At 63.5% G+C, this 25,396-nt stretch carries 26 protein-coding genes; 17 read left to right on the top strand and 9 right to left on the bottom strand.

Annotation, left to right across the window (positions count from 1 at the left end; genetic code table 11):
• Positions 1–61 precede the first annotated feature (61 nt).
• From ABID26_RS25315 to sufA, 7 genes are all read left to right on the top strand, one after another.
• Positions 62–1,222: a cysteine desulfurase family protein gene (locus ABID26_RS25315; RefSeq protein WP_292299012.1), complete on the top strand. Its 1,161-nt coding sequence runs from the start codon at positions 62–64 to the stop codon at positions 1,220–1,222.
• 184 nt (positions 1,223–1,406) lie between these two features.
• A complete protein-coding gene (gene sufB, locus ABID26_RS25320) occupies positions 1,407–2,924 on the top strand; it encodes a Fe-S cluster assembly protein SufB (RefSeq protein ID WP_126099960.1) in 1,518 nt (505 codons plus the stop codon).
• A gap of 26 nt (positions 2,925–2,950) precedes the next feature.
• Positions 2,951–3,706 carry a Fe-S cluster assembly ATPase SufC gene (sufC, locus tag ABID26_RS25325; protein ID WP_126099961.1) on the top strand — a complete coding sequence of 252 codons (756 nt, stop codon included), beginning with the start codon at positions 2,951–2,953 and terminating at the stop codon, positions 3,704–3,706.
• A 24-nt stretch (positions 3,707–3,730) separates the two neighbouring features.
• Positions 3,731–5,002: a Fe-S cluster assembly protein SufD gene (gene sufD, locus ABID26_RS25330; RefSeq protein ID WP_292299016.1), complete on the top strand. Its 1,272-nt coding sequence runs from the start codon at positions 3,731–3,733 to the stop codon at positions 5,000–5,002.
• Positions 5,003–5,178: 176 nt separating this feature from the next.
• The gene (locus tag ABID26_RS25335; RefSeq protein WP_292338526.1) at positions 5,179–6,420 is read left to right on the top strand and encodes a cysteine desulfurase; all 1,242 of its coding nucleotides are present in this window, start codon (positions 5,179–5,181) and stop codon (positions 6,418–6,420) included.
• A gap of 5 nt (positions 6,421–6,425) precedes the next feature.
• The gene (locus ABID26_RS25340) at positions 6,426–6,818 is read left to right on the top strand and encodes an SUF system Fe-S cluster assembly protein (protein WP_126099964.1); all 393 of its coding nucleotides are present in this window, start codon (positions 6,426–6,428) and stop codon (positions 6,816–6,818) included.
• Positions 6,819–6,906: 88 nt separating this feature from the next.
• Entirely contained in the window at positions 6,907–7,287 is a 381-nt protein-coding gene (sufA, locus tag ABID26_RS25345; protein ID WP_292344506.1) for a Fe-S cluster assembly scaffold SufA, read from the top strand.
• Positions 7,288–7,320: 33 nt separating this feature from the next.
• Here the strand turns inward: sufA and ABID26_RS25350 are convergent, their stop codons facing one another.
• The gene (locus ABID26_RS25350) at positions 7,321–7,818 is read right to left on the bottom strand and encodes a GFA family protein (protein WP_126099966.1); all 498 of its coding nucleotides are present in this window, start codon (positions 7,816–7,818) and stop codon (positions 7,321–7,323) included.
• 89 nt (positions 7,819–7,907) lie between these two features.
• Between ABID26_RS25350 and ABID26_RS25355 the strand changes: the two genes are divergently transcribed.
• Entirely contained in the window at positions 7,908–8,231 is a 324-nt protein-coding gene (locus ABID26_RS25355) for a TfoX/Sxy family protein (RefSeq protein ID WP_126099967.1), read from the top strand.
• A 258-nt stretch (positions 8,232–8,489) separates the two neighbouring features.
• On the opposite strand, the gene ABID26_RS25360 is transcribed toward ABID26_RS25355, so the two are convergent.
• The gene (locus tag ABID26_RS25360; RefSeq protein ID WP_126099968.1) at positions 8,490–9,407 is read right to left on the bottom strand and encodes a pseudouridine-5'-phosphate glycosidase; all 918 of its coding nucleotides are present in this window, start codon (positions 9,405–9,407) and stop codon (positions 8,490–8,492) included.
• Between the two features lie 52 nt (positions 9,408–9,459).
• Positions 9,460–10,398 carry a carbohydrate kinase family protein gene (locus tag ABID26_RS25365; RefSeq protein ID WP_126102692.1) on the bottom strand — a complete coding sequence of 313 codons (939 nt, stop codon included), beginning with the start codon at positions 10,396–10,398 and terminating at the stop codon, positions 9,460–9,462.
• A gap of 280 nt (positions 10,399–10,678) precedes the next feature.
• Here ABID26_RS25365 and recA point away from each other — a divergent pair, with 280 nt between their 5' ends.
• Positions 10,679–11,776 carry a recombinase RecA gene (recA, locus tag ABID26_RS25370; RefSeq protein ID WP_126099969.1) on the top strand — a complete coding sequence of 366 codons (1,098 nt, stop codon included), beginning with the start codon at positions 10,679–10,681 and terminating at the stop codon, positions 11,774–11,776.
• 329 nt (positions 11,777–12,105) lie between these two features.
• Positions 12,106–14,775, top strand: coding sequence for an alanine--tRNA ligase (gene alaS, locus ABID26_RS25375; protein ID WP_292299021.1), 2,670 nt, complete (start codon positions 12,106–12,108; stop codon positions 14,773–14,775).
• A gap of 9 nt (positions 14,776–14,784) precedes the next feature.
• On the opposite strand, the gene ABID26_RS25380 is transcribed toward alaS, so the two are convergent.
• Genes ABID26_RS25380 through ABID26_RS25395 form a run of 4 tightly spaced genes read right to left on the bottom strand, consistent with a single transcriptional unit; the run spans position 14,785 to position 17,929 of the window.
• Positions 14,785–15,366 (bottom strand): demethoxyubiquinone hydroxylase family protein, encoded by a 582-nt coding sequence (locus ABID26_RS25380; RefSeq protein WP_292345135.1) that lies wholly within the window; start codon positions 15,364–15,366, stop codon positions 14,785–14,787.
• A complete protein-coding gene (locus tag ABID26_RS25385) occupies positions 15,359–15,973 on the bottom strand; it encodes a glutathione S-transferase family protein (RefSeq protein WP_126099972.1) in 615 nt (204 codons plus the stop codon). The genes ABID26_RS25380 and ABID26_RS25385 overlap by 8 nt, the downstream gene beginning before the upstream one ends.
• A 3-nt stretch (positions 15,974–15,976) precedes the next feature.
• Positions 15,977–16,714, bottom strand: coding sequence for a hypothetical protein (locus ABID26_RS25390; RefSeq protein WP_126099973.1), 738 nt, complete (start codon positions 16,712–16,714; stop codon positions 15,977–15,979).
• 3 nt (positions 16,715–16,717) lie between these two features.
• Entirely contained in the window at positions 16,718–17,929 is a 1,212-nt protein-coding gene (locus ABID26_RS25395) for an NADP-dependent isocitrate dehydrogenase (RefSeq protein ID WP_126099974.1), read from the bottom strand.
• Between the two features lie 208 nt (positions 17,930–18,137).
• Between ABID26_RS25395 and ABID26_RS25400 the strand changes: the two genes are divergently transcribed.
• From ABID26_RS25400 to ABID26_RS25415, 4 genes are all read left to right on the top strand, one after another.
• Positions 18,138–18,977, top strand: coding sequence for an RNA methyltransferase (locus ABID26_RS25400; RefSeq protein WP_126099975.1), 840 nt, complete (start codon positions 18,138–18,140; stop codon positions 18,975–18,977).
• Between the two features lie 79 nt (positions 18,978–19,056).
• Complete coding sequence (locus tag ABID26_RS25405; protein ID WP_354416939.1) at positions 19,057–19,656, top strand: hypothetical protein; 600 nt, start codon at positions 19,057–19,059, stop codon at positions 19,654–19,656.
• 111 nt (positions 19,657–19,767) lie between these two features.
• Positions 19,768–20,568: a glutamate racemase gene (gene murI, locus ABID26_RS25410; RefSeq protein WP_126099977.1), complete on the top strand. Its 801-nt coding sequence runs from the start codon at positions 19,768–19,770 to the stop codon at positions 20,566–20,568.
• Between the two features lie 162 nt (positions 20,569–20,730).
• Positions 20,731–20,913: a DUF3008 family protein gene (locus tag ABID26_RS25415; protein ID WP_292373618.1), complete on the top strand. Its 183-nt coding sequence runs from the start codon at positions 20,731–20,733 to the stop codon at positions 20,911–20,913.
• A 133-nt stretch (positions 20,914–21,046) separates the two neighbouring features.
• Here the strand turns inward: ABID26_RS25415 and ABID26_RS25420 are convergent, their stop codons facing one another.
• Complete coding sequence (locus tag ABID26_RS25420) at positions 21,047–21,250, bottom strand: hypothetical protein (protein WP_292345132.1); 204 nt, start codon at positions 21,248–21,250, stop codon at positions 21,047–21,049.
• 399 nt (positions 21,251–21,649) lie between these two features.
• Here ABID26_RS25420 and rpsD point away from each other — a divergent pair, with 399 nt between their 5' ends.
• The 3 genes from rpsD to ABID26_RS25435 all read left to right on the top strand — a co-directional run bounded on the left by rpsD (position 21,650) and on the right by ABID26_RS25435 (position 24,104).
• Positions 21,650–22,267, top strand: a complete 618-nt coding sequence (gene rpsD / locus ABID26_RS25425; protein ID WP_292373617.1) for a 30S ribosomal protein S4 — start codon at positions 21,650–21,652, stop codon at positions 22,265–22,267.
• 108 nt (positions 22,268–22,375) lie between these two features.
• Positions 22,376–23,287 carry a tRNA 2-thiocytidine(32) synthetase TtcA gene (gene ttcA / locus ABID26_RS25430; protein WP_126099981.1) on the top strand — a complete coding sequence of 304 codons (912 nt, stop codon included), beginning with the start codon at positions 22,376–22,378 and terminating at the stop codon, positions 23,285–23,287.
• Positions 23,277–24,104: an inositol monophosphatase family protein gene (locus tag ABID26_RS25435; protein ID WP_292373615.1), complete on the top strand. Its 828-nt coding sequence runs from the start codon at positions 23,277–23,279 to the stop codon at positions 24,102–24,104. The genes ttcA and ABID26_RS25435 overlap by 11 nt, the downstream gene beginning before the upstream one ends.
• 16 nt (positions 24,105–24,120) lie before the next feature.
• On the opposite strand, the gene ABID26_RS25440 is transcribed toward ABID26_RS25435, so the two are convergent.
• Positions 24,121–25,281, bottom strand: coding sequence for a multidrug effflux MFS transporter (locus ABID26_RS25440; protein ID WP_435528611.1), 1,161 nt, complete (start codon positions 25,279–25,281; stop codon positions 24,121–24,123).
• Positions 25,282–25,396 lie beyond the last annotated feature (115 nt).

The following is a 25,396-nucleotide window of genomic DNA, read 5'->3' on the forward strand; positions in this document are numbered from 1 at the left end:
TTTCAAGGAAATAAAGCGCTATCCTCGCGGAATGGCTGCTGACGGGATCGACTGAAGGAAAATGGCCGCAACTCGCGCCTATCTCGACTACAACGCCAGCGCGCCTCTGCTTCCAGAGGCACGCGCTGCGATGGTCGCCGCGCTCGATGCCGCCAATCCGTCGTCGGTCCATGCCGAGGGCCGTGCGGCGCGCCGGCTGATAGAGGATGCCAGGCGCGACGTGGCGAGGCTGGTCAATGCCAGGCCCGAGCATGTCGTCTTCACTTCGGGCGCGACCGAGGCCGCCTCGACGCTGCTTACTCCTGACTGGCAGATGGGGCGCGGCGCGGTCCGCATGAGCCGCCTCTATGCCTCGGAAGCCGATCATCCCTGCGTGCTCGACGGCGGGCGCTTTCCGGTAGCGCAGGTGACGCGCATCGGTGTCGATCGCAACGGTATTGCCGATCTCGAGGCGCTGACCAAGGCGCTCGCAGCTCATGACCAGGCCGACGGCCTGCCGCTGGTCGCGATCCATGTCGCCAACAACGAGACGGGCGTGGTCCAGCCGGTCGGCAGCATCGCCGAGATCGTCAAGGCCGCGGGCGGTGTGCTCGTGGTCGACGCCGTGCAGGCTGCCGGGCGGATTCCGATAGACATGTCAGCCGGTTACGCCGACTACCTGATCCTGTCCTCGCACAAGATCGGCGGCCCGAAGGGCGTCGGCGCCATCGTCGCTCAGTCCGACCTGATGATGCCGAAGTCGCTGATCAATGGCGGCGGCCAGGAGAAGGGTCATCGCGCCGGCACCGAGAATCTCCCCGGCATTGCCGGCTTCGGCGCCGCGGCCCGGGCGGCGCTCGTCGGGCTGTATGACATGGAAGCGATCGCGCGACATCGCGACGAGATCGAGGCGATCGTCAGGGAACTCGCTCCGGACGCGGAAATCTTTGGAGCGGCGGCACCAAGGCTTGCCAACACGACATTCTTCGCTATTCCCGGCATCAAGGCCGAGACGGCGCAGATCGCCTTCGATCTTGCAGGCGTGGCGCTGTCGGCCGGCTCCGCCTGCTCGTCGGGGAAAGTCGGGCCAAGCCATGTGCTGAAGGCGATGGGTCGCGGCGACAGTCTTGGCGCCTTGCGCGTCTCGATCGGCCGTGCCACCGGTGCCGAGGAGATCGAGGCGTTTCGGGCAGCGCTGGCGGGAATCGTCGCTCGGCGGGCCGGCAAGGAAAAAGCCGCCTGAGGCGGCGAACGGAATTCAGGCCGTAGGCCTGGTAGAGTGGTGTGCTTCAAATTGGCCGGGTGAATTCCCGGCGGAAACACACTATATGCAGACTACGCCGCCTGGGTTGCCACGAGCAGCCCTTTCGCGGTGCCATAGTTTGAAAACTGTCGGGCCTTGACCCCGGCGAGGATGGAGAACGCTTATGCCTGCTGTGCAGGAGACGATCGATCGAGTCCGAAAGATCGACGTCGACCAGTATAAATTCGGATTCCAGACAGAGATCGAGACGGACAAGGCCCCCAAGGGCCTGAACGAAGACATTATTCGCTTGATCTCCGCGAAGAAGCGCGAGCCGGACTGGATGCTGGAATGGCGCCTGGGCGCCTATCGGCGTTGGCTGACGCTGGAAGAGCCGAGCTGGGCGCGCGTCAAATATCCGAAGATCGACTTCCAGGACATCCACTACTACGCGGCGCCGAAGAGCACGCCGGGTCCGAAGTCGCTGGACGAGGTCGACCCCGAACTCTTGAAGGTCTATGAGAAGCTCGGCATTCCGCTGAAGGAGCAGGAGATTCTGGCCGGCGTCCAGAAGACCGACGACTCGGAATTCGAGGAAGCCAACGACAACGTCTACAAGTCGGGCCGCGTCGCGGTCGACGCCGTATTCGACTCCGTCTCCGTCGTCACCACCTTCAAGAAGGAACTGGCGGAAGCCGGCGTCATCTTCTGCTCGATCTCGGAAGCGATCCGCGAGCATCCGGAGCTGGTGCAGAAATATCTGGGCTCGGTCGTGCCGACCACGGACAATTTCTATGCAACGCTGAATTCGGCCGTGTTCACCGACGGCTCCTTCGTCTTTGTGCCGAAGGGCGTGCGCTGCCCGATGGAGCTTTCGACTTATTTCCGCATCAATGAGCGCAATACCGGCCAGTTCGAGCGCACGCTGATCATCGCCGAGGAAGGGGCCTATGTCTCCTATCTCGAGGGCTGTACGGCGCCGCAGCGGGACGAGAATCAGCTGCACGCGGCTGTGGTCGAACTGATCGCGCTCGACGATGCCGAGATCAAATATTCGACGGTGCAGAACTGGTACCCTGGCGACGCCGAGGGCAAGGGCGGCGTCTACAATTTCGTCACCAAGCGCGGCGATTGCCGCGGCGACCGCTCGAAGATCTCGTGGACGCAAGTCGAGACCGGCTCGGCCATCACCTGGAAATATCCGAGCTGCATCCTGCGCGGCGACGATTCCAGCGGCGAGTTCTATTCGATCGCGGTGTCGAACGGATACCAGCAGGTCGATAGCGGCACCAAGATGATCCATCTCGGCAAGAACACGTCGAGCCGCATCATCTCCAAGGGCATCGCCGCCGGCTTCTCGCAGAACACCTATCGCGGCCAGGTCTCGGCGCACCGCAAGGCGGCCAACGCCCGCAACTTCACCAACTGCGACTCGCTTCTGATCGGCGACCAGTGCGGCGCGCACACCGTGCCTTACATGGAGGCCAAGAACGCGACGGCGAAGTTCGAGCACGAGGCGACGACGTCGAAGATCTCCGAGGACCAGAAGTTCTACGTCATGCAGCGCGGCATCCCCGAGGAAGAGGCGATCGCTCTGATCGTCAACGGCTTCGTCAAGGACGTCATCCAGCAGCTGCCGATGGAGTTCGCCGTCGAGGCGCAGAAGCTGATCGGTATCAGCCTAGAGGGTTCGGTCGGCTGACCGCAAAAGATATTCAGGAAAAAAATATGCTTGAGATCAAGAATTTGCATGCCCGCATCGTCGATGACGGCACCGAGATCATCCGTGGGCTGGACCTGACGGTCAAAGCCGGCGAGGTCGCGGCCATCATGGGCCCGAACGGCTCGGGCAAGTCGACGCTGTCCTATATCCTCGCCGGCCGCGAGGACTATGAGGTCACCGAAGGCGACATCCTCTATAACGGCCAGTCGATCCTCGAAATGGATCCGGCCGAGCGCGCCGCTGCCGGCATCTTCCTCGCCTTCCAGTATCCGATGGAGATACCGGGCGTCGCGACCATGGAATTCCTGAAGGTGGCGATGAACGAGCAGCGCAAGGCGCGCGGCGAGGAGCCGCTGAAGGTTCCGGAATTCCTGAAGCGCGTGAAGGAGGCAGCCGCCTCGCTCAACATGGACATCAACATGCTGAAGCGGCCGCTCAATGTCGGCTTCTCCGGCGGCGAGAAGAAGCGCGCCGAGATCCTGCAGATGAAGCTGCTTGAGCCAAAACTCTGCGTGCTCGACGAGACCGATTCCGGCCTCGACATCGACGCGCTGAAGATCGTCGCCGACGGCGTCAACGCGCTGCGCTCGCCGGACCGCGCCATCGTCGTCATCACCCACTACCAGCGCCTGCTCGAGCACATCGTGCCCGACAGCGTGCACGTGCTCTACAAGGGGCAGGTCATCAAGTCGGGCGACAAGTCGCTGGCGCTCGATCTCGAAACCAACGGCTATGCCGGTGTGATCGGTGAAGCCGCGTGAGATGGGCCAAATAAGGCGAGAGCAATGAACATGCACGCACAGCCCCAGCGGACACTGGCCGAGACGGCGCTGATCGATGCCTTCGGCGAGCGGCTGTCGCTGCTGCCCGGCGACGGCGCGGTGATGGTCAAGCGCGACGACGCGATCGAGGCCATCAAGCACGGCCTGCCGACGCGGCGCATTGAATCCTGGCACTATACCGACCTGCGCCGAATGCTGACGAAGGTGCCGGTCTTCGAAGCCGAGGCGGTTGCGAAGGCGCTCGAGCCGGTTCTCGGCGGCTCAGCCGTTCTGCCGGTGCTGAACGGCGTCTCGAACGCCAAGCTGCCCGAGATCGAAGGCGTCACGGTGCAGCGCCTGTCGGAAAAGCTGACCGACGGCAGCGTTGCGCCAGGGCTTGATCGTTACGGTGCCGACGATGCGATCGGCGCGCTGAACACGGCCTTCGTCGCCGACGGCTATTTCGTCGACATCGCCGACGGCACTCAACTGGAAAAGCCGATTGAATTGCAGAACCTGCAGGCCGGCGGCCAGGCGCATGTTCGGCTGCTGACGCGTGTCGGCGCCGGCGCCAAGGCGATCATCGTCGAGCGCCAGGCAGGCGAGGGCAGCGATGCTCTCGTCAGCTCGGTGAGCCAGCTGGTTCTCGACGAAGGCGCCGAGGTGACCTGGCTGATCGTGCAGGAGCAGTCCGATACGGCCACCCATCTCGCCCAGTTCAAGGCGCATATCGGCAAGAATGCGAAGCTGACGCTCTTCGTCATGAATGCCGGCGGCAAGCTGGTGCGCCAGGAGGTCGTGGTCAGGACCACCGGCGAAGGCGCCGACTTCAAGCTGCGCGGCATCAACCTTCTGGCCGGCGACACGCATACTGACACCACGATGGTGCTCGACCACACGGTGCCGCACACCACCTCGACGGAAGTGATGCGCAACGTGGTGACCGGCAAGGCGCGCGGCGTCTTCCAGGGGCGCATCAACGTCCATCAATATGCGCAGAAGACCAACGCCAAGATGGCCTGCAACACGCTGCTTCTGTCGGACGACGGCGAGTTCTCGACCAAGCCGGAGCTGGAGATCTTCGCCGACGACGTCGTTTGCGGCCACGGCGCGACCGTCACCGAGATCGACCACAACCATCTGTTCTATCTGATGGCGCGCGGCATCGACGAGAAGACCGCGCGCGGTCTTCTCGTGAAGGCATTCGTCGCCGAAGTGATCGAGGAACTGGACGACGAGGCGCTGGTCGACGCGCTCGAAGCGCGGCTCGACGGCTGGTTTTTGACGCACGGGTGAAGTGGTCGAGTCATGGCCTCGACCATTACCCCTCATCCGGCCGCTTCGCGGCCACCTTCTCCCACAAGGGGAGAAGGGAGAGCGCCGGACCTTCTCCCCTTGTGGGAGAAGGTGGATCGGCGCGAAGCGCCGAGACGGATGAGGGGTGGGTGAAGGAATGAAGCTTTGAGCTTGTGATGGACCAGAAGATCGAAACCACTCCCTATGATGTCGAGGCGATCCGCCGCGATTTCCCGATCCTGTCGCGCCAGGTCTATGGCAAGCCGCTGGTCTATCTCGACAACGGCGCCTCGGCGCAGAAGCCGCAGGTGGTGCTCGATACCATCCAGCACGCCTATTCCCAGGAATACGCCAACGTCCATCGCGGCCTGCATTTCCTCTCGAATGCCGCCACCGACGCCTATGAGAAAGCTCGGGAAATGGTGCGCCGCTTCCTCAACGCGCCGAGCACCGACAACATCGTCTTCACCTCCAACACCACCTCGGCGATCAACACGGTCGCCTATGGCTGGGGCATGCCTAGGATCGGCGAGGGTGACGAGATCGTGCTCTCGATCATGGAGCATCACTCCAACATCGTGCCCTGGCATTTCATTCGCGAGCGGCAGGGCGCGAAGCTCGTCTGGGTGCCGGTCGACGATCTCGGCGCCTTCCATATCGAGGAATTCGAGAAGCGGCTGACCAGCCGCACGAAGCTCGTCGCCATCACCCACATGTCCAACGCGCTCGGCACGGTGACGCCGATCAAGGAGATCGTGCGCATCGCGCATCAACGCGGCATTCCGGTGCTGGTCGACGGCAGCCAGAGCGCCGTGCACATGCCGATCGACGTGCAGGACCTCGACTGCGACTTCTTCGTCTTCACCGGTCACAAGGTCTACGGTCCGTCGGGCATCGGCGTGCTCTACGGCAAGAAGGACAGACTGGAAGAGATGCGCCCCTTCATGGGCGGCGGCGAGATGATCGAGGAGGTGACGCAAGACATCGTCACCTATAACGAGCCGCCGCACCGTTTCGAGGCGGGCACGCCGCCGATCGTGCAGGCGATCGGGCTTGGCGCGGCGCTGGAATATATGGAGAAGGTCGGCCGCGAGCGCATAGCAGCACACGAGGCGGACCTCAAGAATTACGCGCATGAGCGGCTGCGGGCGATCAACTCGCTGCGCATCTTCGGCGATGCGCCCGGCAAGGGCGCCATCATCTCGTTCGAATTGCAGGGCATCCATGCGCATGACGTGTCGATGGTGATCGACAGGCAGGGCGTGGCGGTTCGCGCGGGCACGCATTGCGCCCAGCCGCTGTTGAAACGCTTCGGCGTTACCTCCACATGCAGGGCATCGTTCGGCATGTATAACACCAGGGCCGAAGTCGACGCTTTGGCCGATGCGCTGGAAAAGGCGCGGAAGTTCTTCGGATGACGACCATGGACGATGTGAGCACCAATGCAGAGACCGCTCCGGAAACCGCCGGCAACGGCATCGTCTCGGCCTCGGCGATCCCGGCCGACGAGTTGGCTCGGCTGACCGACGACATCGTCTCGGCGCTGAAGACGGTCTACGACCCCGAAATTCCGGCCGACATCTATGAGCTCGGCCTCGTCTACAGGATCGACATCGAAGACGACCGCACGGTAAAGATCGACATGACGCTGACTGCGCCGGGCTGCCCGGTTGCCGGCGAAATGCCGGGATGGGTCGAGAACGCCGTTGGCGCCGTCGAAGGCGTTTCCGGCGTGGAGGTCAGCATGGTGTTCGACCCGCCGTGGACGCCCGACCGCATGTCGGAAGAGGCGCAGGTCGCGGTCGGGTGGTATTGAGGTTGACTTGTACCCTAGGTCAAACTTTACCATCTTAAGGGCAGACTCATTCCGCGGGCCTTGAACCCGCGCGAACGTGGAGAATGACATGGGACACTTCGCCGTCATAACGATGACCGACAAGGCTGCGGATCGCGTGCGCGAGATCGTTGCCACGCGCGCGAATGCGAACGGCATTCGCCTCGGCATCCGGAAGGGCGGCTGCGCCGGCATGGAATATACGATCGACCTGGTGTCCGAGCCGAACCCCAAGGACGACCACGTCGAGCGCGACGGCGCACATGTCTATGTCGCGCCGGAGGCGGCGCTCTTCCTGCTCGGCACCGAGATGGATTTCGAGCAGACGACGCTGCGCACCGGCTTCACCTTCAGGAACCCGAACCAGAGCTCGGCCTGCGGTTGCGGCGAATCGGTCGAACTGAAGCCGGCCGACCTCAAGGCGCTTGCCGAGGCGCGCGCTTCGGCCTGATTTTCCTTCGCCCCGTTTACGGGGAGAAGAAGGCTAGTCCACCCACATCCCAGTCCGCTTGTGCCAGTCGGCGATCGATTCCTCGGGATAGACCTCGAACACCTTGTCCTTCTTGCCGATCACCGGCTCGACCCAGTTCGCCTTGTATTTCAGCATCAGATGCACCTTTTCCGGCGGCTTAGGCAGATCGCTGTCGATCGCCGAAGCGAAGGGATGCACGAGGTCCGGCCAGGTCGGGTCGTAGAGCCAGAGTGCCGCACCGCACTTACGGCAGAAATTGCGCTCGCCGGTCGAGACCTCGCAATGCGGATGCTCATCATCCTCGATCTCGGCGCGGTAGACGCCGAGATTGCGCTTGCCCTTGATGCTCATCGTCTCGTAGTCGGCGCCGAGATTGATCGCAAAACCGCCGCCGCCCTGCTGCTTGCGGCAGATCGAGCAGTAGCAGAGCATGAACGGCACCGGCGTGTGGCTTTGCACTTCGAAGCCGACAGCGCCGCAGCGGCAGGAGCCTTTGAGCAGGACAGGCATGGCGGGAACTCCGTTTCCAGGTCTCAACCTGTCAGCATGCTTTTGGTTGCGGCGATGACAAGGCCCATGCCGGATGAGATGATTGCGATATGGACAATGACCGCCTTGAAGAACTGTTCGACAGCCTCGGGCTAATCAGCATCCGAAAGCTGTTCGGCGGCAAGGGCATCTATTGCGACGGCGTCATCGTCGCGGTCGTCGTTCGCGGCGAGCTGATGCTCAAGGCCGACGAAGAGAGCGTTCCGCATTTCGAGGCCGCCGGCTGCAGCCAGTGGACCTATACGGGCACACGTCACGGCAAGGAGGTGGCGATGCCCTATTGGAGCGTGCCGGACAGCGCGTTTGATGATCCCGACGAAATGGCCGTCTGGGCGCGGCGCGCCTATGAGGCGGGGCGAAGAGCGGGGAAGTGACGTTTGGGTTGAGGCGACTTTTGGAAACGTCGAGTTCCCGCCCACCCCTCTCTGTCCTGCCGGACATCTCCCCCGCAAGCGGGGAGATCAGCAACGTCGCTGAAGGCGCTCTTCCTGCACCGGTGGCAATTGGCGAAAGCCGCGGCGACGTCAATCTCCCCCCTTGCGGGGGAGATGGCCGGCAGGCCAGAGGGGGGTGTGAAGGAACGAGGCTATCGTGGTCGGCTGGACTTGCTCAACGCTTGAACTCGATAACCTCTACAGCGCCTTCGCGATCTCCGCCGCCAGCCGCGCATTGTTCTCTACCAGCGCGATGTTGGTCTTGAGGCTGCGGCCGCCGGTGAGTTCCAGGATCTTTGACAGCAGGAACGGCGTCACCGCCTTACCGGTGACATTCTGCGCCTCGGCTGCTTGCTGCGCGGCGTGGATGTAGCCGTCCATCTCGGCGGCCGGAATCTCGTCATTCCGCGGCACCGGATTGGCGACCAGAATGCCGCCGCTCAGGCCCAGCGCCTGCCGCGTCCGGTAGAAATGCGCGATGTCCTGAGGCGCATGCAGCGTCAGCGGCGCGCGGAACGGCGACTGCCGGGACCAGAAGGCCGGCATGGTCTCGCAAGCATGGCCGATGACCGGCACGCCGCGCGTTTCCAGCACTTCCAGCGTCTTTTCGATGTCGAGGATCGCCTTGGCGCCGGCCGAGACGACGATCACCGGCGTGCGCGCCAGCTCGTCAAGATCGGCCGAGATATCGAAACTCTTTTCGGCGCCCTTGTGGACGCCGCCGATGCCGCCGGTGGCGAACACCTTTATGCCCGCCATGTGCGCGGCGATCATGGTCGCGGCAACGGTGGTGCCGCCGGTCCGCTTTTGGGCGACGGCAAAGCCGATATCGGCGCGCGACAGCTTCATGGCGTCGCCGGTCATGGCGAGCGATTCGCGCTCGCCGTCGGACAGCCCGATCTTGATGCGGCCGTCGACCACTGCGATCGTCGCCGGTACCACCCCGCCATCGATGATGATCTGCTCGACCTTCGCCGCCATCGCGCCATTGTCGGGATAGGGCATGCCGTGGGTGATGATGGTGCTTTCCAGCGCCACCACCGGCCGCCCGGCGGCGAGCGCCTCCGCCACCGGCGGATGGATGTCGATGAAGGGGTGAGCGGTTTCGGGTGTCATGGTTGTCTCCGATCCGGAGCATGCTCCGGCAAGCTGATCTGGCGTGCCGGTCCTATGCCACTTCCCGCGCATCCGGCACAAGGGCAAGCGCCTGCGCGAAACTGGCGGCCGTGAAGGACGGCACCGCCTCGGCGCTCTCGATGGCGAGCATCGCCGCGGCAACACCTTCGCGCAGTGCTGCCCGCAGGGGCAGGCCGCGCAGCAGCGCGGCAACCGTGGCACCTGTCAGCGCATCGCCGGCTCCGGTGACGTCGGCGACCCGTCGCGGTGGTGGAGGGTCGATGGCGAAGACGCCGGATTGGTCGAAGCCCAGCACCGCAGCGCTGCCGGCCGTGACCACGCCGGCGCGCAATCCCACCCGTCTCAACTCATTGACAAGATCCTGGCCGGACAGGTCGGCGCCGGCAAGCGCTGCCGCCTCGCGGCGATTCATGAACAGCAGCGAGAGATCATCGAGCAGCGACGCCAGCCGCACGACCTTGGCCGGCGAGATGGCGATGGCGAAGATGGGCTTCTCGCCAGCCTGCGCCACGAGGCGCTCGAGCGCCGCCGTCGGCAGGTTTGCGTCGCAAAGGATCACGTCCGTCTCGGCGATCGCCTCGCGCACCTTGGCGCGGCGGATCTGCTTGGGGAAGGCGAGGTCGTAGAGGCCCATATCGGCAAAGCCGACAATCAGCTCGCCCTCGCTGTCGATCAGTGCCGTGTAGCTTGGCGTCGTGCGGTCGAGGAACACCACAGAAAGGTCGTCAATGCCGGCCCCAGCGATCGCCGATGCGACCGTTTCGGCCGCCGCGTCGCCGCCGCGCACGGAAAGCAGCGAGGCCGACACGCCGCGCTTCACCACGCTGCGCAGCGCGTTGAAGACGCCGCCGCCGACCTCCTCGCGCATGACGCCGGGATTGGAGGCGGCGGGCACATAGGCGCCCGATACCTGGCCGCGCCTATCGATATGGGCGCCACCCAGCGCCAGAATTTTCGGGGATGTCGGCATGCGGGAGAGGTGACCTTCGTTGATTGTTCGCGTGCGCACACTAGGTTTCCCCGCATCGCCCCGCAATCGGGTCGCGATTCGGGCCGGCTGGAAATCGAAGTCTCTTTGGGCCAGCGGTGTTGGCGCGCACCAGTTCTAGTGAGACAAAAATAGAACAAATCCGGATATCGATTATTTTTCAGTTATTTGCTGCCTCTTGCCAAATGAGAACAAAAAAGGTACAAAATGGCAAGGATTACGGATTGTCCGGCCTTCATTGACGACCAAGGGGTGATGTATCATGGCTCAGAATTCTTTGCGGCTTGTAGAGGATAAGGCAGTGGACAAATCAAAGGCTCTGGATGCGGCGCTGTCGCAAATCGAGCGCGCTTTCGGCAAGGGCTCGATCATGCGGCTCGGCGCCAACGAGCAGGTGGTCGAGATCGAAACCGTGCCGACGGGATCGCTCGGCCTCGACATCGCGCTCGGCGTCGGCGGTCTGCCGCGCGGCCGCATCATCGAAATCTACGGGCCGGAAAGCTCGGGCAAGACGACGCTGGCGCTACATACGGTTGCGGAAGCGCAGAAGAAGGGCGGCATCTGTGCCTTCGTCGATGCCGAGCATGCGCTCGATCCGGTCTATGCCCGCAAGCTCGGCGTCGATCTCGAAAACCTGTTGATCTCGCAGCCCGACACCGGCGAGCAGGCGCTGGAGATCTGCGACACGCTGGTGCGTTCCGGCGCCATCGACGTGCTGGTGGTCGATTCGGTCGCTGCGCTGACGCCGCGTGCCGAAATCGAGGGCGAGATGGGCGATGCGCTTCCCGGCCTGCAGGCACGGCTGATGAGCCAGGCGCTGCGCAAGCTGACCGCCTCGATCTCGCGTTCCAACACCATGGTCATCTTCATCAACCAGATCCGCATGAAGATCGGCGTCATGTTCGGCTCGCCCGAGACGACCACCGGCGGCAACGCGCTGAAATTCTATGCCTCGGTGCGCCTCGACATCCGCCGCATCGGCTCGGTCAAGGACCGCGACGAGGTGGTCGGCAACCAGACCCGCGTCAAGGTGGTGAAGAACAAGCTGGCCCCGCCCTTCAAGGTGGTCGAGTTCGACATCATGTATGGCGAGGGCGTGTCGAAAACCGGCGAGCTCGTCGATCTCGGCGTCAAGGCCGGCGTGGTCGAAAAGTCGGGCGCCTGGTTCTCCTACAATTCGCAGCGTCTCGGCCAGGGCCGCGAGAACGCCAAACTGTTCCTACGCGACAATCCGGACACCGCGCGCGAGATCGAACTGGCGTTGCGTCAGAATGCCGGGCTGATTGCGGAGAAATTCCTCGAGAATGGCGGTTCCGAAGGCGGCGGCGACGGTTTTGAGGACGAAGCCGGCGCGATGTAAGGCCAGGCAATTCCGGGGGAGTGCGCAGCGGTTTCCGTCCGGAATTGCCTGGCAATTAGTCGGCTTGGCCGGAGTTTGGCCACAATCCTATTATATCTGTATATGCTTATGTAATCGCGTTCTTGAGTATTGCGTCCCGAACCGCCGGCCTTGTGCCGGCGGTTTGCGTTTCGGGGGCGGTACACATGCACGGACAGCTCGTGAATTGGCCCAATTCCGTGTTTCTGGACAGGGTCAAGAGCTACGGCTAAAAGGCCACCTATCGTCTGAAACACGAAAGCCCATTTGCCGCCGGCCAAGCCGGCGGTTCTCGCGAAAAGGCAGTACTCATGAGTGGCGTGAACGACATCCGGTCGACATTCCTCGACTACTTCCGCAAGGAGGGTCACGAGATCGTCGCCTCCAGCCCGCTGGTGCCGCGCAACGATCCGACGCTGATGTTCACCAACGCCGGCATGGTGCAGTTCAAGAACGTCTTCACCGGCCTGGAGAAGCGTGCGTATTCGCGCGCCGCGACCGCCCAGAAGAGCGTGCGCGCCGGCGGCAAGCACAACGATCTCGACAATGTCGGCTACACCGCGCGCCATCTCACCTTCTTCGAGATGCTCGGCAATTTCTCGTTCGGCGACTACTTCAAGGAGCGCGCGATCGAGCTTGCCTGGAACCTGATCACCAAGGAATTCGGCCTGCCGAAGGACAAGCTCCTGGTCACCGTCTATCACACCGATGACGAGGCGGCCGGCTACTGGAAAAAGATCGCCGGCTTCTCCGACGATCGTATCATCCGCATCCCGACCTCGGACAATTTCTGGGCGATGGGCGACACCGGCCCGTGCGGGCCGTGCTCGGAGATCTTCATCGACCGCGGCGAGCACATCTGGGGCGGCCCGCCCGGCAGCCCGGAAGAGGATGGCGATCGGTTCCTCGAATTTTGGAACCTGGTGTTCATGCAGTATGAGCAGGTGACGAAGGATGAGCGTATCGATCTGCCGCGCCCGTCGATCGACACCGGCATGGGCCTGGAGCGCATGGCATCCATCCTGCAGGGGGTTGAAAGTGTCTTCGAGACCGACCTGTTCAAGCATCTGATCGATGCGGCATGCTCGGCGCTCGGGCACGGTCACAACCAGGAGAACGTCGGATCCTTCCGCGTGATCGCGGATCATCTGCGCTCGACCTCCTTCCTGGTGGCCGACGGCGTGCTGCCGTCCAACGAAGGCCGCGGCTATGTGCTTCGCCGCATCATGCGCCGCGCCATGCGCCACGCGCAGTTGTTGGGTGCCAAGGAACCGCTGATGTGGCAGCTGGTTCCGGCGCTGGTGCGCGAGATGGGCCAGGCCTATCCCGAGCTCGTGCGCGGCGAGGCGCTGATCACCGAGACGCTCAAGCTCGAGGAGACTCGCTTCCGCAAGACGCTGGTGCGCGGTCTCGGCCTGCTCGCGGATGCGACGGAGACGCTCCACGCCGGCGACATGCTGGATGGCGAGACGGCTTTCAAGCTCTACGATACCTACGGCTTCCCACTCGACCTGACGCAGGACGCGCTGCGCCAGCGCAACATTTCGGTCGATCTGGCCGGCTTCACCAATGCGATGGAGCGGCAGAAGGCGGAGGCGCGCGCGCATTGGGCGGGTTCCGGCGAGGCAGCGACCGAGACGGTCTGGTTCCCTATCCGCGAGAAGGTGGGCGCGACCGATTTCCTCGGCTACGAGACGGAGGAGGCGGAAGGCCTGGTCCAGGCGCTGGTCAAGGACGGCAAGACCGTCGACAGCGCCGGCCAGGGCGATGCCGTTGCCGTGGTCGTCAACCAGACGCCGTTCTATGGCGAATCCGGCGGCCAGATGGGCGACACCGGGGTGATCTCCGGCGACGGCTTCTCGGTCGAAGTTTCCGACACGCAGAAGAAGGCCGATGGCCTCTTCGTGCACATCGGCAAGGTGGCGAGCGGCACGGTCAAGACGGGTGCGTCTGTCGAGCTGAAGGTCGATCATGCTCGGCGCTCGAAGCTGCGCGCCAACCATTCCGCGACGCATCTCATCCACGAGGCGCTGCGCGAGGTGCTGGGCACCCATGTCGCGCAGAAGGGCTCGCTGGTCGCGCCCGACCGGCTGCGCTTCGACATTTCGCACAATAAGCCGATCTCGCCGGAAGAGCTCGAGGATGTCGAGCGCATGGCCAACGAGATCGTCGTGCAGAACAGCCCGGTGACGACGCGCCTGATGTCGGTCGACGATGCGATCGCCGAAGGCGCCATGGCGCTGTTCGGCGAGAAATACGGCGACGAGGTGCGCGTGGTTTCGATGGGCACGGGCCTGCATGGCGCCAGGGCCAACCGGCCTTACTCGGTCGAGCTCTGCGGCGGCACGCATGTCCGGTCGACCGGCGATATCGGCCTGGTGCGCATCCTGTCGGACAGCGCGGTGGCGGCCGGCGTGCGCCGCATCGAGGCGCTGACCGGCGAGGCCGCGCGCAGGCATCTCGACGAGCAGGACAAGCGGCTGAAGGCCGCAGCGGCGACCTTGAAGATCTCGCCGGCCGACGTGCCGGCTCGCGTCGAGGTGCTGCTCGATGAGCGCAAGAAGCTCGAAAAGGAGCTCTCCGAAGCGCGCAAGAAGCTGGCGCTTGGCGCCGGCACGGCCGTGTCCGATGCTCCGCCGACCAACGAGACCGTTGCCGGTGTCGGCTTCCTCGGCAAGGCGGTCAGCGGCGTGGCGCCGAAGGACCTGAAGCCTCTCGCCGATGCCGGCAAGAAGACGCTTGGCTCAGGCGTTGTCGTCTTCGTCGGCGCCGGCGAGGACAACAAGGCGAGCGTGGTGGTCGCCGTCACCGAGGACCTGACCAACCGCTTCAGCGCCATCGATCTGGTGCGCGTCGCCTCAGCGGCGCTCGGCGGGCAGGGCGGCGGCGGGCGTCCCGACATGGCCCAGGCCGGCGGCCCCGATGCCTCCAGGGCCAATGACGCGATCGCGGCGGTAAGGGCGGCGCTGGAGGCTGCTTAGTCCGGGGCGTCAGGAAAGCTTTGCCGCTTTCAGGGCACGCGCCATTCTGACGGAGTCGCCCCAGGTGGACAGCCAGATGAGGCAATCCGTGGCGACGGCGATCATCACGCGCAGGAGTTGCAGCAGCGGGCCTGGCGCTCGCAGCTGCTCCTCGGCGTGATGGAGATGGGCCAGCTCTTCCTCGCGGATCGACAGGATGATGGCATGCAGCCCGGGGTCGCGCTCGGCTAGATAGTGGAGCTGGTCGTCGAGATGGCGGTGCACTGTCGCTTCGACGGCGGCGGTGCATGCCCAAATGCCTTGCGGGCCGAGCAGAGCGGTGAGAGAGCCCAATAACCAGCCACCCCAGCTCCAGAATTGCATCACGCGACATGGGCGCGAATTTCGCGCCGGCATGGCGGCACGGAAGGCGGCGCAATGTTGGCGCTCATGTCCAAGCATCTCCGACAAAGACGGCACGCAATCGGGCGAGAAGCGCCGGGCGACGAGGATTTGCGCCGAATAGATCCTGATTGCTCCAAATTCGCCGGCGTGGTTGACCCGGACTATCCTGGCCACGGTCAGCGCCTCGCGGCGGGATAGCTCACCCATTGGAGAAGCTTGTCCGCACGACGATACGATCACACCAGTCCTGCAAGACGGGGAAGCGGGCAAGAAGCTTCCGCCCTTCCTCGACCTTGAGGAAATAGCCGATGATCGATGCCGCGTGCAGATCGGCCAGCGTCAGCTGGTCGCCGAGCAGCCATGGTCCTTCTGCTTTCAGCGAGGCCAGAACCTTGAGCACTGTCTCCGCCTGCTTGAGGGCGCCTGCGATCAGTTTTTCGTCCGGCGCCGCCTTCTCCAGCCGTTCCACGGCGACGTCCCACACCATGGCTCGATAGGCGTAGGCGTCGAGCAAGCCGATGATCTGATTCATCCGCGCCCGGAGGCGCCGATCATCTGGCTGCAGGGCCGGGCCATCGAAGGCCTCGTCGACATAACGCGCGATCGCGCCGGTCTCGAAGAGACGAAAACCGTCATGCTCGAAGGCCGGGATGCGGCCGAACGGGTGATGTTCGAGATACCAGGCCGGAATGCCTTCGGCCGCGAAGATGTCCAGGGGGACAAGCTCGTAGTCGACGCCCTTTTCAGCCAGCGCCATGCGCGCGATGCGCACGTAGACGCTGTAATCGGCGCCGTAGAGGATCGGCTTGGTCATTTGCTACTCCTCTTTGTCTTGGCTGTCCCGTATCCAGATGCGCAGCGGGCCGGTGGCCTGAAAGCCGCAGGCCAGTGCTTCATCCAACCCGGCGTCGCGGTCATACGCTACCAGCGCGCGACATCCAGCAAACGCATTGGCTGCTGCCCGCACTGCATCCTGATATGTCGGACTGCCATCCGTGGCAAAGACATTTGACAACCCAGTCACCAACTCGGATCTATTGGCTATGCAGCCGGCGGCAAAGCCGTCAGCCGTCCGTCGGCCAAGGATAGCGATTGCGGGGTCGGCCAGGACTGCCGCTGGAAAGACACGGCCGTTGGAGGGACTTGCGCGATCCGCCCAGGCAAATTCCCACATCTCCAAGCTGGCAGCGTCCTCAACACGCTCCCAACCGGAAGGCGTCGTCGCCGGATGACTTAGGTCCGCCCAGATCCAGCTTGCTTCGAAGAGCTGACTGAACCCGAGCGGTTGGAGATCGAGACGGCAGAACCCGTCCTTGACCGAAAAGCCGGTAGCAAGGACGGATGTCAGTCTGGCTATTTCCGCAAGTTGGACCGTTACGGCATCGGCATCCAGAGTAGCGACATTGGGGTAGTAAGGAGGTGCTTGCCGGTCGCTGGACCAGACGAAGTCACTCCTCAGATCACTTAGCCCATGCGCCTTGAAAATAGCCTGACAGAGATCGGCGTTATTGCCAGCGCAAAGGCGGACCCTTTCGCTGGCAACAATGCTCGGCACTTTTCACCCCATCGCTTTCTGCAGATTCTCGTCGATCTTGTCGAGGAAGCCGCTGGTCGAGAGCCAGGGCTGGTCGGGGCCGATCAGCAGCGACAGGTCCTTGGTCATGAAGCCGGACTCGACGGTCTGGATGCAGACCTTCTCCAGCGTCTCGGCGAAGCGCTTCAACTCGGCATTGTCGTCGAGCTTGGCGCGATGGGCGAGGCCGCGCGTCCAGGCGAAGATCGAGGCGATCGAGTTGGTCGAGGTCTCCTCGCCCTTCTGGTGCTGGCGGTAGTGGCGGGTGACGGTGCCGTGCGCGGCTTCCGCTTCCACCGTCTTGCCGTCCGGCGTCATCAGCACCGAGGTCATCAGGCCGAGCGAGCCGAAACCTTGCGCCACCGTGTCGGACTGCACGTCGCCGTCATAGTTCTTGCAGGCCCAGATGTAGCCGCCCGACCATTTCAGGCTGGAGGCCACCATGTCGTCGATCAGCCGGTGCTCGTACCAGAGCTTGCGCGCCTTGAACTCGGTCTCGAATTCCTTCTCGTAGACTTCCTGGAAGATGTCCTTGAAGCGGCCGTCATAGGCCTTGAGGATGGTGTTCTTGGTCGAGAGGTAGACCGGATAGTTGCGCAGCAGGCCGTAGTTCAGCGAGGCGCGGGCGAATTCGCGGATCGACTCGTCGAGATTGTACATGGCCATGGCGACGCCAGCGCTCGGCGCGTCGTAGACGTCATGCTCGATCACTGTGCCGTCCTCGCCGACGAACTTGATCGTCAGCTTGCCCTTGCCGGGATAGCGGAAGTCGGTGGCGCGGTACTGGTCGCCGAAGGCATGACGGCCGACGACGATCGGCTTGGTCCAGCCCGGCACCAGGCGCGGCACGTTCTTCATGATGATCGGCTCGCGGAAGATGGTGCCGCCGAGGATGTTGCGGATGGTGCCGTTCGGCGACTTCCACATCTTCTTCAGCTTGAATTCTTCGACGCGCTGCTCGTCGGGGGTGATCGTCGCGCATTTCACGCCGACGCCGTATTTCTTGATGGCGTTGGCCGAGTCGATCGTCACCTGGTCGTTGGTGGCGTCGCGGTTCTCGATGCCGAGGTCGAAATAGTCCAGCTTGATGTCGAGATAGGGGTGGATCAGCTTGTCCTTGATGAACTGCCAGATGATGCGGGTCATCTCGTCGCCGTCGAGCTCGACGACCGGGTTCGCCACCTTGATCTTCGCCATGGAAAGAATGCCTCGTTGCTGGGGGATCTGAACGGCCTTGCCCGCATGGTTTCGGCCGGGGTTGCGGAGCGTATATCAAAGCCTTTTTGAGCGCGCAAACCGCGATCCGTACCACTATGGACGGGTACTGCTGTTGTGAATGCTTCATTTTCCGGGCCGGATGTGGCAGGGGACGCCGAAACGCCGCAAACCCTGGTTACGGAGAGCCATGCCAGCCGCAAAAGACCCCGCCAACGCCATCGGACCGGCGATCATCCTCGTCGAGCCGCAGCTCGGCGAGAATATCGGCATGGTCGCGCGCGCCATGGCGAATTTCGGCCTTTCGGAGCTGCGGCTGGTCAATCCGCGCGACGGCTGGCCGAGCGAGAAGGCGCGCGCGGCCGCCAGCCGTGCCGACCATGTCATCGATGCGACAAAGGTGTTCGACGATCTGGCCTCCGCGGTCGCCGACCTCAACTTCGTCTTCGCCACCACGGCGCGCGAGCGCGACGGCTTCAAGCCGGTGCGCGGCCCGGTGGAGGCGGGCAGGGCGCTCCGGGCACGCGGGCAGGCCGGGCTGCGCACCGGAATTCTCTTCGGCCGCGAGCGCTTCGGCCTCTACAATGACGAGGTCGGCCTCGCCGACGAGATCGTCACCTTCCCGGTCGATCCCAGCTTCTCCTCGCTCAACATCGCGCAAGCGGTGCTTTTGATGTCCTATGAATGGATGAAGTCCGGCCTTGCCGAGGAGACCGCGACCAACTTCTCAGGGCCCGAGCTGGTGCCGGCGACCAAGGAACAACTGCACAGCCTGTTCACCTATCTCGAAGGCGCTCTCGAGGCGCGCGGATATTTCCGCCCGGAAGAAAAGAAGCCGAAGATGGTCGACAATCTGCGCGCCGTGCTGACGCGGGCGGGCTTCGCCGAACCGGAACTCAAAGTGCTGCGCGGCATCATCTCGTCTCTCGACCGATTTTCGCCGGCAATGCCGCGTGGCGACGGTTCGCCGGGCGACGACCCGAGGCGGTTACCGGCTGCGCGGAAGAGAGCGGCGGACAAAGAAAGTTAAATCTGTAAGCTCCGGTCCTTCAAAGTAACCGAATATTATGCGGGTTTGATCCATCGTTATTGAAACGGTGGGGTAGCAGATGTTCACGTCCAATATTGGCCGTCTGCGTTTCTTCTTCTATTCGCTCGGCCTGTTCATGGCGGAGGCGGTGGCGATCATGCTCTGCATTGCCGTGACGATCGGTTTCGCGGGGCTGATCAATTCGATGCCGGGGTCGTCACGGCAAGGCCTGGCCGGCGCTGCTCTTATCGTGTCGCTGATCTTCGTCGTGCTGCGCGGCAATATCGCTTGGCGCCGCAGCCGCGACGCCAATGGGCCTAAGTGGACCCTTTGGGCCTACATCGTCTTCTCCGCCATCTATGCTTTCTTGCAGGCCGGCACGCTGCTGGTGATCGATTTCGGCAATCCGGAAAGCGCCCCAAGCGGCTTGAACCTGCTCGGTCTCTCGTTGTTCGGCCTCTGGGCCACGATCTTGTGGGCAAAGCCTGTCGCCGGCAGCGACATCGACGAGCTGACATCCGTCTTCGACTTCGACGGTTCCGTGCTGCCAACAGCTACTGACCGGACAGCCGCAGCCGCCTCGGCCCCTCACAGCGCGGCGCCAGCCGCGCGCCCGTCGCCGGCGCCGCAGCCGTTTGGCCGGCCGCGACCTGCGGGCTTCGGCAAGCGTGGGCTCTGAGCTGACCTGCGCAAAAGCTGCTGGCATTTGCCACTTCAAGACCATGATCGTTCAGGATAGAAGCGCCGTTGGCCAAATCACTGGCCAACTCCTTCCTGCGGTCGGATGACAATGAGCGATCGATCAAGCCAGCGCCCGATCCTGATGTTCGATTCCGGTGTCGGCGGACTGACCGTACTGCGCGAGGCGCGCGTGCTGATGCCGGACCGGCGCTTCGTCTATGTCGCCGACGACGCGGCGTTCCCCTACGGCGCATGGGAGGAAGCAGCGCTCAAGGAACACATACTGGCGCTGTTCGGCAAATTGCTCGACCGCTTGCAGCCGGCGATTTCGGTGATCGCCTGCAACACCGCCTCGACGCTGGTGATCGATGCGCTGCGCGAAAAATTTCCCGGCCACCCCTTTGTCGGCACTGTGCCGGCGATCAAGCCGGCTGCCGAGCGCACGCGTTCCGGCCTGGTGTCGGTGCTGGCGACGCCGGGCACAGTGAAGCGCCAGTACACGCGCGACCTGATCAGCAAATGGGCGCAGAAGTGCCATGTCCGGCTGGTCGGCAGCGACAGGCTTGCCGGACTGGCCGAAATCTACATGCGGGAGGGCTTTGTCGACGAGGAGGCCGTGCGCGCCGAGATCGCGCCGTGCTTCATCGAGCGTGACGGCCAGCGCACCGACATCGTCGTGCTCGCCTGCACGCATTATCCGTTTCTCGCCAACCGCATGCGCAAGACGGCGCCCTGGCCCGTCGACTGGATCGACCCGGCGGAAGCCATCGCGCGGCGGGCTATGTCGCTGCTCGAACCTGTCGGCGAGCCGTCGGGCGAGGGGGAACCCGACATTGCCGTCTTCACCTCCGGCAAGGTGGATTTCGCCACGAGGCGACTCATTCAGGGCTTCGGCCTGACCGCGCGCTAAAGCGCATCGCGATCTTTCAGATTCGCTCAGTGCGCTTTAGGTCCTCTGATTTTACGCATGTCTTTGTCTCGAAACCGGTTCCCACGTTCGGGAGACATGCGCTAGCGCCGGAACTGTGGCCTATGGCGCAGCGTTTCTTCTCACAGCAAGGAGGAACTCACCATGCCTGCCACATCACAAGCTCAGCAAAAGGCGGCCGGCGCGGCGCTTGCCGCCAAACGCGGCGAGATCAAGAAAAGCGAGCTCAAGGGCGCCTCGCGCGGCATGTATGAATCGATGAGCGAGAAGCAGCTTGAGGAATTCGCCGAAACCAAGCGGAAGGGCCTGCCCGGCAGGAAATCGTAGGCGGTTGCTGCGGCCTGCGCTCTCGGTGATTGAGGCAATGCGGCCATACGCCCCATTACCATATCGGGACTTGAGATGAAAAAGCCCGCGGTTATGGGCCGCGGGCTCCGTCTCGATGACTATTCGCAGTCGATTACCGGCGCCACCAGCAGTGCCGCACCTTGTAGCGGATGACCTGACGGTGGCCGTGCCGCCACACGACTCTTTTCTTCACCACGACGCGGCACACCTGCTTATGACCGTGCCAGTGCCTCGCCATTGCCGGCTCCGGCGTCATGACCGCCATCGACCCCGCCAATACCGCGGCTCCCGTCAGGGTAAGGAAGAACTTCTTCATGGGAATGTCGGACTCCTCTGCTCCAGTCCCTTCATCAAGTTTCAGGGCGAGCTTACGCGTCCAGGTGGTCGCACCGCCCCGATGCCGTTCGCCGGCACCGCATGCAACGCTGAATTGTTATAGGGTTGCCAGTCGCGTCGCCAGTCACAAGCTTGACAGCGGTTAAATCTCTGTTTAACAGGCCACCAACACCGGGTGGCGACGCCCGGTGGTTTCTTTTGCATGGCAAGACCTCACCGGCCTGTCCGCGGTCTTGTTTGAACTGACGTGTCCCGTGGGTTTTCCGTCGCGTTGCGTGGAAAACCCTGTCAGGTCTCGAAAACGGAGGCCAGAGGAGGGCGCGTTTCCTTCGCCTGGAGCCATTGGGGTTCCGGGTATATTGTTTTGAAAGGGAATGCGATGAGCAAGCGCGAATCCGCGAAATACAAGATCGACCGCCGTCTCGGCGAAAACATCTGGGGCCGCCCGAAGTCCCCGGTCAACAAGCGCGAATACGGCCCCGGCCAGCACGGCCAGCGCCGCAAGGGCAAGCTTTCCGACTTCGGCCTGCAGCTGCGCGCCAAGCAGAAGCTGAAGGGCCACTATGGCGATGTTTCGGAAAAGCAATTCCGCAAGGTCTATGAAGAGGCCAACCGCCGCAAGGGCGACACCTCCGAGAACCTGATCGGCCTGCTCGAGTCGCGTCTCGACGCGATCGTCTATCGCGCCAAGTTCGTGCCGACCATCTTCGCCGCCCGTCAGTTCGTCAACCACGGTCACGTCAACGTCAACGGCAGGCGCACCAACATCGGCTCGTACCGCTGCAAGCCGGGCGACGTCATCGAGGTGCGCGAGAAGTCGAAGCAATTCGTCATCGTGCTGGAATCGGTCGCTCTCGCCGAGCGCGACGTGCCGGACTACATCGAGGCCGACCACAACAAGATGACCGCCACCTTCGCCCGCGTTCCCGGTCTGTCGGACGTTCCGTTCGCCGTCCAGATGGAGCCGAACCTGGTGGTCGAATTCTATTCGCGCTGATCGAAAATCCAGCAGCAAGCAATCGAAGGCCGCCCTCGAGGCGGCCTTTTCTTTGTCGGCCGTGTCCGCTAATCCGGTTGGCGACAACGACCACTGGGCACCAGTGCCATGAACATGCTGCCAGATACCAAATCACTTGGCGTCAAATCGCTTGAACCGATCGCCGGCGAGGAGGAGGGCGGGTTTCATCCGCTTTTTCGCGACGTGCCGTCCTCGGTTGAGTTCAACAAGCTGCGCAAGCGGCTCTTGAGGCTTGCCCGCCAGGCGATCGAAGACTTCGCCATGGTGAAGCCCGGCGAGCGCTGGCTGGTGGCGCTCTCCGGCGGCAAGGATTCCTATGGCCTGCTCGCCCTGCTGCTCGACCTCAAATGGCGCGGCCTGCTGCCGGTCGAGCTGCTCGCCTGCAACCTCGACCAGGGCCAGCCGAATTTTCCAAAACACATCCTGCCCGACTATCTCAATGCCAACGATATTGCGCACCGCATCGAGTACCAGGACACCTATTCGGTGGTCACCGACAAGCTGCCCGAGGGCAGTACCTATTGCTCGCTCTGTTCGCGGCTGAGGCGCGGCCATCTCTACCGCATCGCGCGCGAGGAGGGCTGCGCCGCCCTGGTTCTCGGCCACCACCGCGAGGACATCCTCGAGACCTTCTTCATGAACCTCTTCCATGGCGGGCGTCTCGCCGCCATGCCGCCCAAGCTGATCAACGACGAGGGCGACGTCATGGTGCTGCGCCCGCTCGCCTATTGCGCGGAGACCGATCTCGAGAAATTCGCCGGCGCCATGAAGTTCCCGATTATCCCCTGCGACCTCTGCGGCAGCCAGGAAGGGCTGCAGCGCAACGCCATGAAGGCGATGCTCGACGACATCGAGAAGCGCATGCCCGGCCGCAAGGACACGATGATCCGCGCCATGACCAATGTGCGGCCCTCACACCTGCTTGACCGAAAACTGTTCGACTTCGCCGCGCTCGATGCGCGCTTCATCACAGGGCAAGACATTTCCGATGACATTTGACGATCGTGCGATCGACTGGCTGGCCGACCTTCTCGCCGACGCAGCCAGGGCCGAAATCATGCCGCGCTTCCGCCGGCTGGGCGAGGGCGATGTCCGCCAGAAGACGTCGGCCGCCGATCTGGTGACCGAAGCGGATGTCAATGCCGAGAGGCTGATCGCAGCCAGGCTGCGCGAGCGCTACGCTTCAGCGATGATCGTCGGCGAGGAGGCCTGCTCCGACAATCCGGCCTTGCTTGCCGGTCTGGGTGACGCCGAGCTTGCCTTCGTCATCGATCCGGTCGACGGCACCTTCAACTTCGCCTCCGGCGTGCCGCTCTTCGGCGTCATGATGGGCGTCGTCGTCAAAGGCGAGACGGTTGCAGGTATCATCCACGACCCGGTCGGCAAAGACTGGCTGATCGGCTCCAAGGGGGCCGGCAGCCATATCCGCCACGCGCATGGCGCGCTGGAGAAGGTGCGGGTCGCCGAGCCGGTGCCGATCTCGCAGATGACGGGCGCGGTATCGTGGCAGTATCTCAAGGAACCGGAGCGCTCCCGGCTGGCGCGCAACCAAACCAAGGCGCTGTCGCAGTTCGGCTATCGCTGCGCGGCGCATGAATACCGGTTGCTGGCGAGCGGCCACGGCCACTTCGTCGTCTACAACAAGCTGATGCCTTGGGATCACCTGGCTGGCGTGCTGATCCATGCTGAGGCTGGCGGTTATGCCGCGCGCATCGACGGCGATCCTTATCTGCCGTCGCATGTCGACGGCGGGCTGCTCGTCGCACCGGACAAGCAAAGTTGGGACGAATTGCGCCTCGAGCTTTGGGCCGAATAGACCGACGTTCCTTGCGTCACACCGGCGGATTGTGCGGCTGGAACAGCCGTCCGCGCTCGGCGATCAGGATCATCAGCAGGGCCGCGACCGAGACGCTGCAGAAGCCGGCCGCCAGGGGCGTGACCGTGCCGTTATAGGCCTGGCCGATCAGCGTGCCGAGGAGGCCGCCGAGAAAAGTCTGCATGAAGCCGAGGATGGAGGACGCCGTGCCGGCAAGCTCGCCGAGCGGCTCCATCGCCAGCGCGTTGAAGTTTGCGCCGAGGCAGCCGAACGGCACCATCGCGCCGGCGAAGAAGGTTATGAACAGCCAGAGCGGCATCTGCATTTCGAGCGAGACGACAAGCCAGATCAGGCTGATGGCGAGGAACAAGAGCAGCGCGCTTTGCGACAGGCGGCGCATGCCGATCTTGCCGACGAGCCGCGCGTTGAGGAAGTTCGAGAAAGCAAGCACGCCGGCGACACCGGCGAAGATCAGCGGGAACAGCTCGCCGACATGGAAGACGTCGAGATAGATCTGCTGCGCCGAATTGATGAAGCCGAACATCGCACCGAAGATGAAGGTGCTGGCAAAGGCATAGCAAAGCGCGATGCGGTTGGTGAGCACGATGCGGAAGCCGCCGACAACCGCATTGACCGTCAGCGGCCGGCGGTATTCCGGATGCAGCGTTTCCGGCAGGCGCAGCAGCGACCAGCTCGAGACGACCAGCGCGCCGACGGCCATGGTGACGAAGATCCAGTGCCAGGTGGCGAAGAGCATGATGAACTGGCCGATGCCGGGGGCGACGACCGGGATCGCCATGAACACCATGAAGATCAGCGACATCACCTCGGCCATGCGGCGGCCCTCGAACGTGTCGCGCACGATCGAGACGGCGATGACGCGCGTCGCCGCGGCGCCGAGGCCTTGCACGACACGGCAGCCAAGCAGGATGGCAAAGGTGGGCGCGACAGCAGCTGCGGCAACCGCCGCGACATAGATGATCAGACCGGCGACCAGCGGCGCGCGTCGCCCGAAGCGATCGGAGATCGGACCGAAGAAGATCTGTCCGCTGCCGAAGCCGAGAATATAGGCGGTGATGACGTACTGGCGGTGGTTTTCGTTCTCGACGCCGAGCGAGGCTCCGATCTGCTGCAGGGCCGGCAGCATGATATCGATGGCCAGAGAGTTGAGCGCCATCAGCGCCGCGCAGAGCGCAATGAATTCCCAGCGCGGAATGGGCAGAGCCCGTTGCGACGCTTCTATCTGCTTGTCCACGGCAAAATCCGATCTTGCAAACGAACATGCGCCGGTG

The sequence above is a fragment of the Mesorhizobium shonense genome, assembly GCF_040545255.1.
In the GTDB taxonomy this organism is placed as follows: Bacteria; Pseudomonadota; Alphaproteobacteria; order Rhizobiales; family Rhizobiaceae; genus Mesorhizobium; species Mesorhizobium shonense.

Bases quoted from the DNA above. Each gene is read 5' to 3' on its own strand.
- ABID26_RS25315 (WP_292299012.1), top strand. From the start codon at position 62: ATGGCCGCAACTCGCGCCTATCTCGACTACAACGCCAGCGCGCCTCTG.
- sufB (WP_126099960.1), top strand. From the start codon at position 1,407: ATGCCTGCTGTGCAGGAGACGATCGATCGAGTCCGAAAGATCGACGTC.
- sufC (WP_126099961.1), top strand. From the start codon at position 2,951: ATGCTTGAGATCAAGAATTTGCATGCCCGCATCGTCGATGACGGCACC.
- sufD (WP_292299016.1), top strand. From the start codon at position 3,731: ATGAACATGCACGCACAGCCCCAGCGGACACTGGCCGAGACGGCGCTG.
- ABID26_RS25335 (WP_292338526.1), top strand. From the start codon at position 5,179: ATGGACCAGAAGATCGAAACCACTCCCTATGATGTCGAGGCGATCCGC.
- ABID26_RS25340 (WP_126099964.1), top strand. From the start codon at position 6,426: ATGGACGATGTGAGCACCAATGCAGAGACCGCTCCGGAAACCGCCGGC.
- sufA (WP_292344506.1), top strand. From the start codon at position 6,907: ATGGGACACTTCGCCGTCATAACGATGACCGACAAGGCTGCGGATCGC.
- ABID26_RS25350 (WP_126099966.1), bottom strand. From the start codon at position 7,818: ATGCCTGTCCTGCTCAAAGGCTCCTGCCGCTGCGGCGCTGTCGGCTTC.
- ABID26_RS25355 (WP_126099967.1), top strand. From the start codon at position 7,908: ATGGACAATGACCGCCTTGAAGAACTGTTCGACAGCCTCGGGCTAATC.
- ABID26_RS25360 (WP_126099968.1), bottom strand. From the start codon at position 9,407: ATGACACCCGAAACCGCTCACCCCTTCATCGACATCCATCCGCCGGTG.
- ABID26_RS25365 (WP_126102692.1), bottom strand. From the start codon at position 10,398: ATGCCGACATCCCCGAAAATTCTGGCGCTGGGTGGCGCCCATATCGAT.
- recA (WP_126099969.1), top strand. From the start codon at position 10,679: ATGGCTCAGAATTCTTTGCGGCTTGTAGAGGATAAGGCAGTGGACAAA.
- alaS (WP_292299021.1), top strand. From the start codon at position 12,106: ATGAGTGGCGTGAACGACATCCGGTCGACATTCCTCGACTACTTCCGC.
- ABID26_RS25380 (WP_292345135.1), bottom strand. From the start codon at position 15,366: ATGGGTGAGCTATCCCGCCGCGAGGCGCTGACCGTGGCCAGGATAGTC.
- ABID26_RS25385 (WP_126099972.1), bottom strand. From the start codon at position 15,973: ATGACCAAGCCGATCCTCTACGGCGCCGATTACAGCGTCTACGTGCGC.
- ABID26_RS25395 (WP_126099974.1), bottom strand. From the start codon at position 17,929: ATGGCGAAGATCAAGGTGGCGAACCCGGTCGTCGAGCTCGACGGCGAC.
- ABID26_RS25400 (WP_126099975.1), top strand. From the start codon at position 18,138: ATGCCAGCCGCAAAAGACCCCGCCAACGCCATCGGACCGGCGATCATC.
- ABID26_RS25405 (WP_354416939.1), top strand. From the start codon at position 19,057: ATGTTCACGTCCAATATTGGCCGTCTGCGTTTCTTCTTCTATTCGCTC.
- murI (WP_126099977.1), top strand. From the start codon at position 19,768: ATGAGCGATCGATCAAGCCAGCGCCCGATCCTGATGTTCGATTCCGGT.
- ABID26_RS25415 (WP_292373618.1), top strand. From the start codon at position 20,731: ATGCCTGCCACATCACAAGCTCAGCAAAAGGCGGCCGGCGCGGCGCTT.
- ABID26_RS25420 (WP_292345132.1), bottom strand. From the start codon at position 21,250: ATGAAGAAGTTCTTCCTTACCCTGACGGGAGCCGCGGTATTGGCGGGG.
- rpsD (WP_292373617.1), top strand. From the start codon at position 21,650: ATGAGCAAGCGCGAATCCGCGAAATACAAGATCGACCGCCGTCTCGGC.
- ttcA (WP_126099981.1), top strand. From the start codon at position 22,376: ATGAACATGCTGCCAGATACCAAATCACTTGGCGTCAAATCGCTTGAA.
- ABID26_RS25435 (WP_292373615.1), top strand. From the start codon at position 23,277: ATGACATTTGACGATCGTGCGATCGACTGGCTGGCCGACCTTCTCGCC.
- ABID26_RS25440 (WP_435528611.1), bottom strand. From the start codon at position 25,281: ATGGCGCTCAACTCTCTGGCCATCGATATCATGCTGCCGGCCCTGCAG.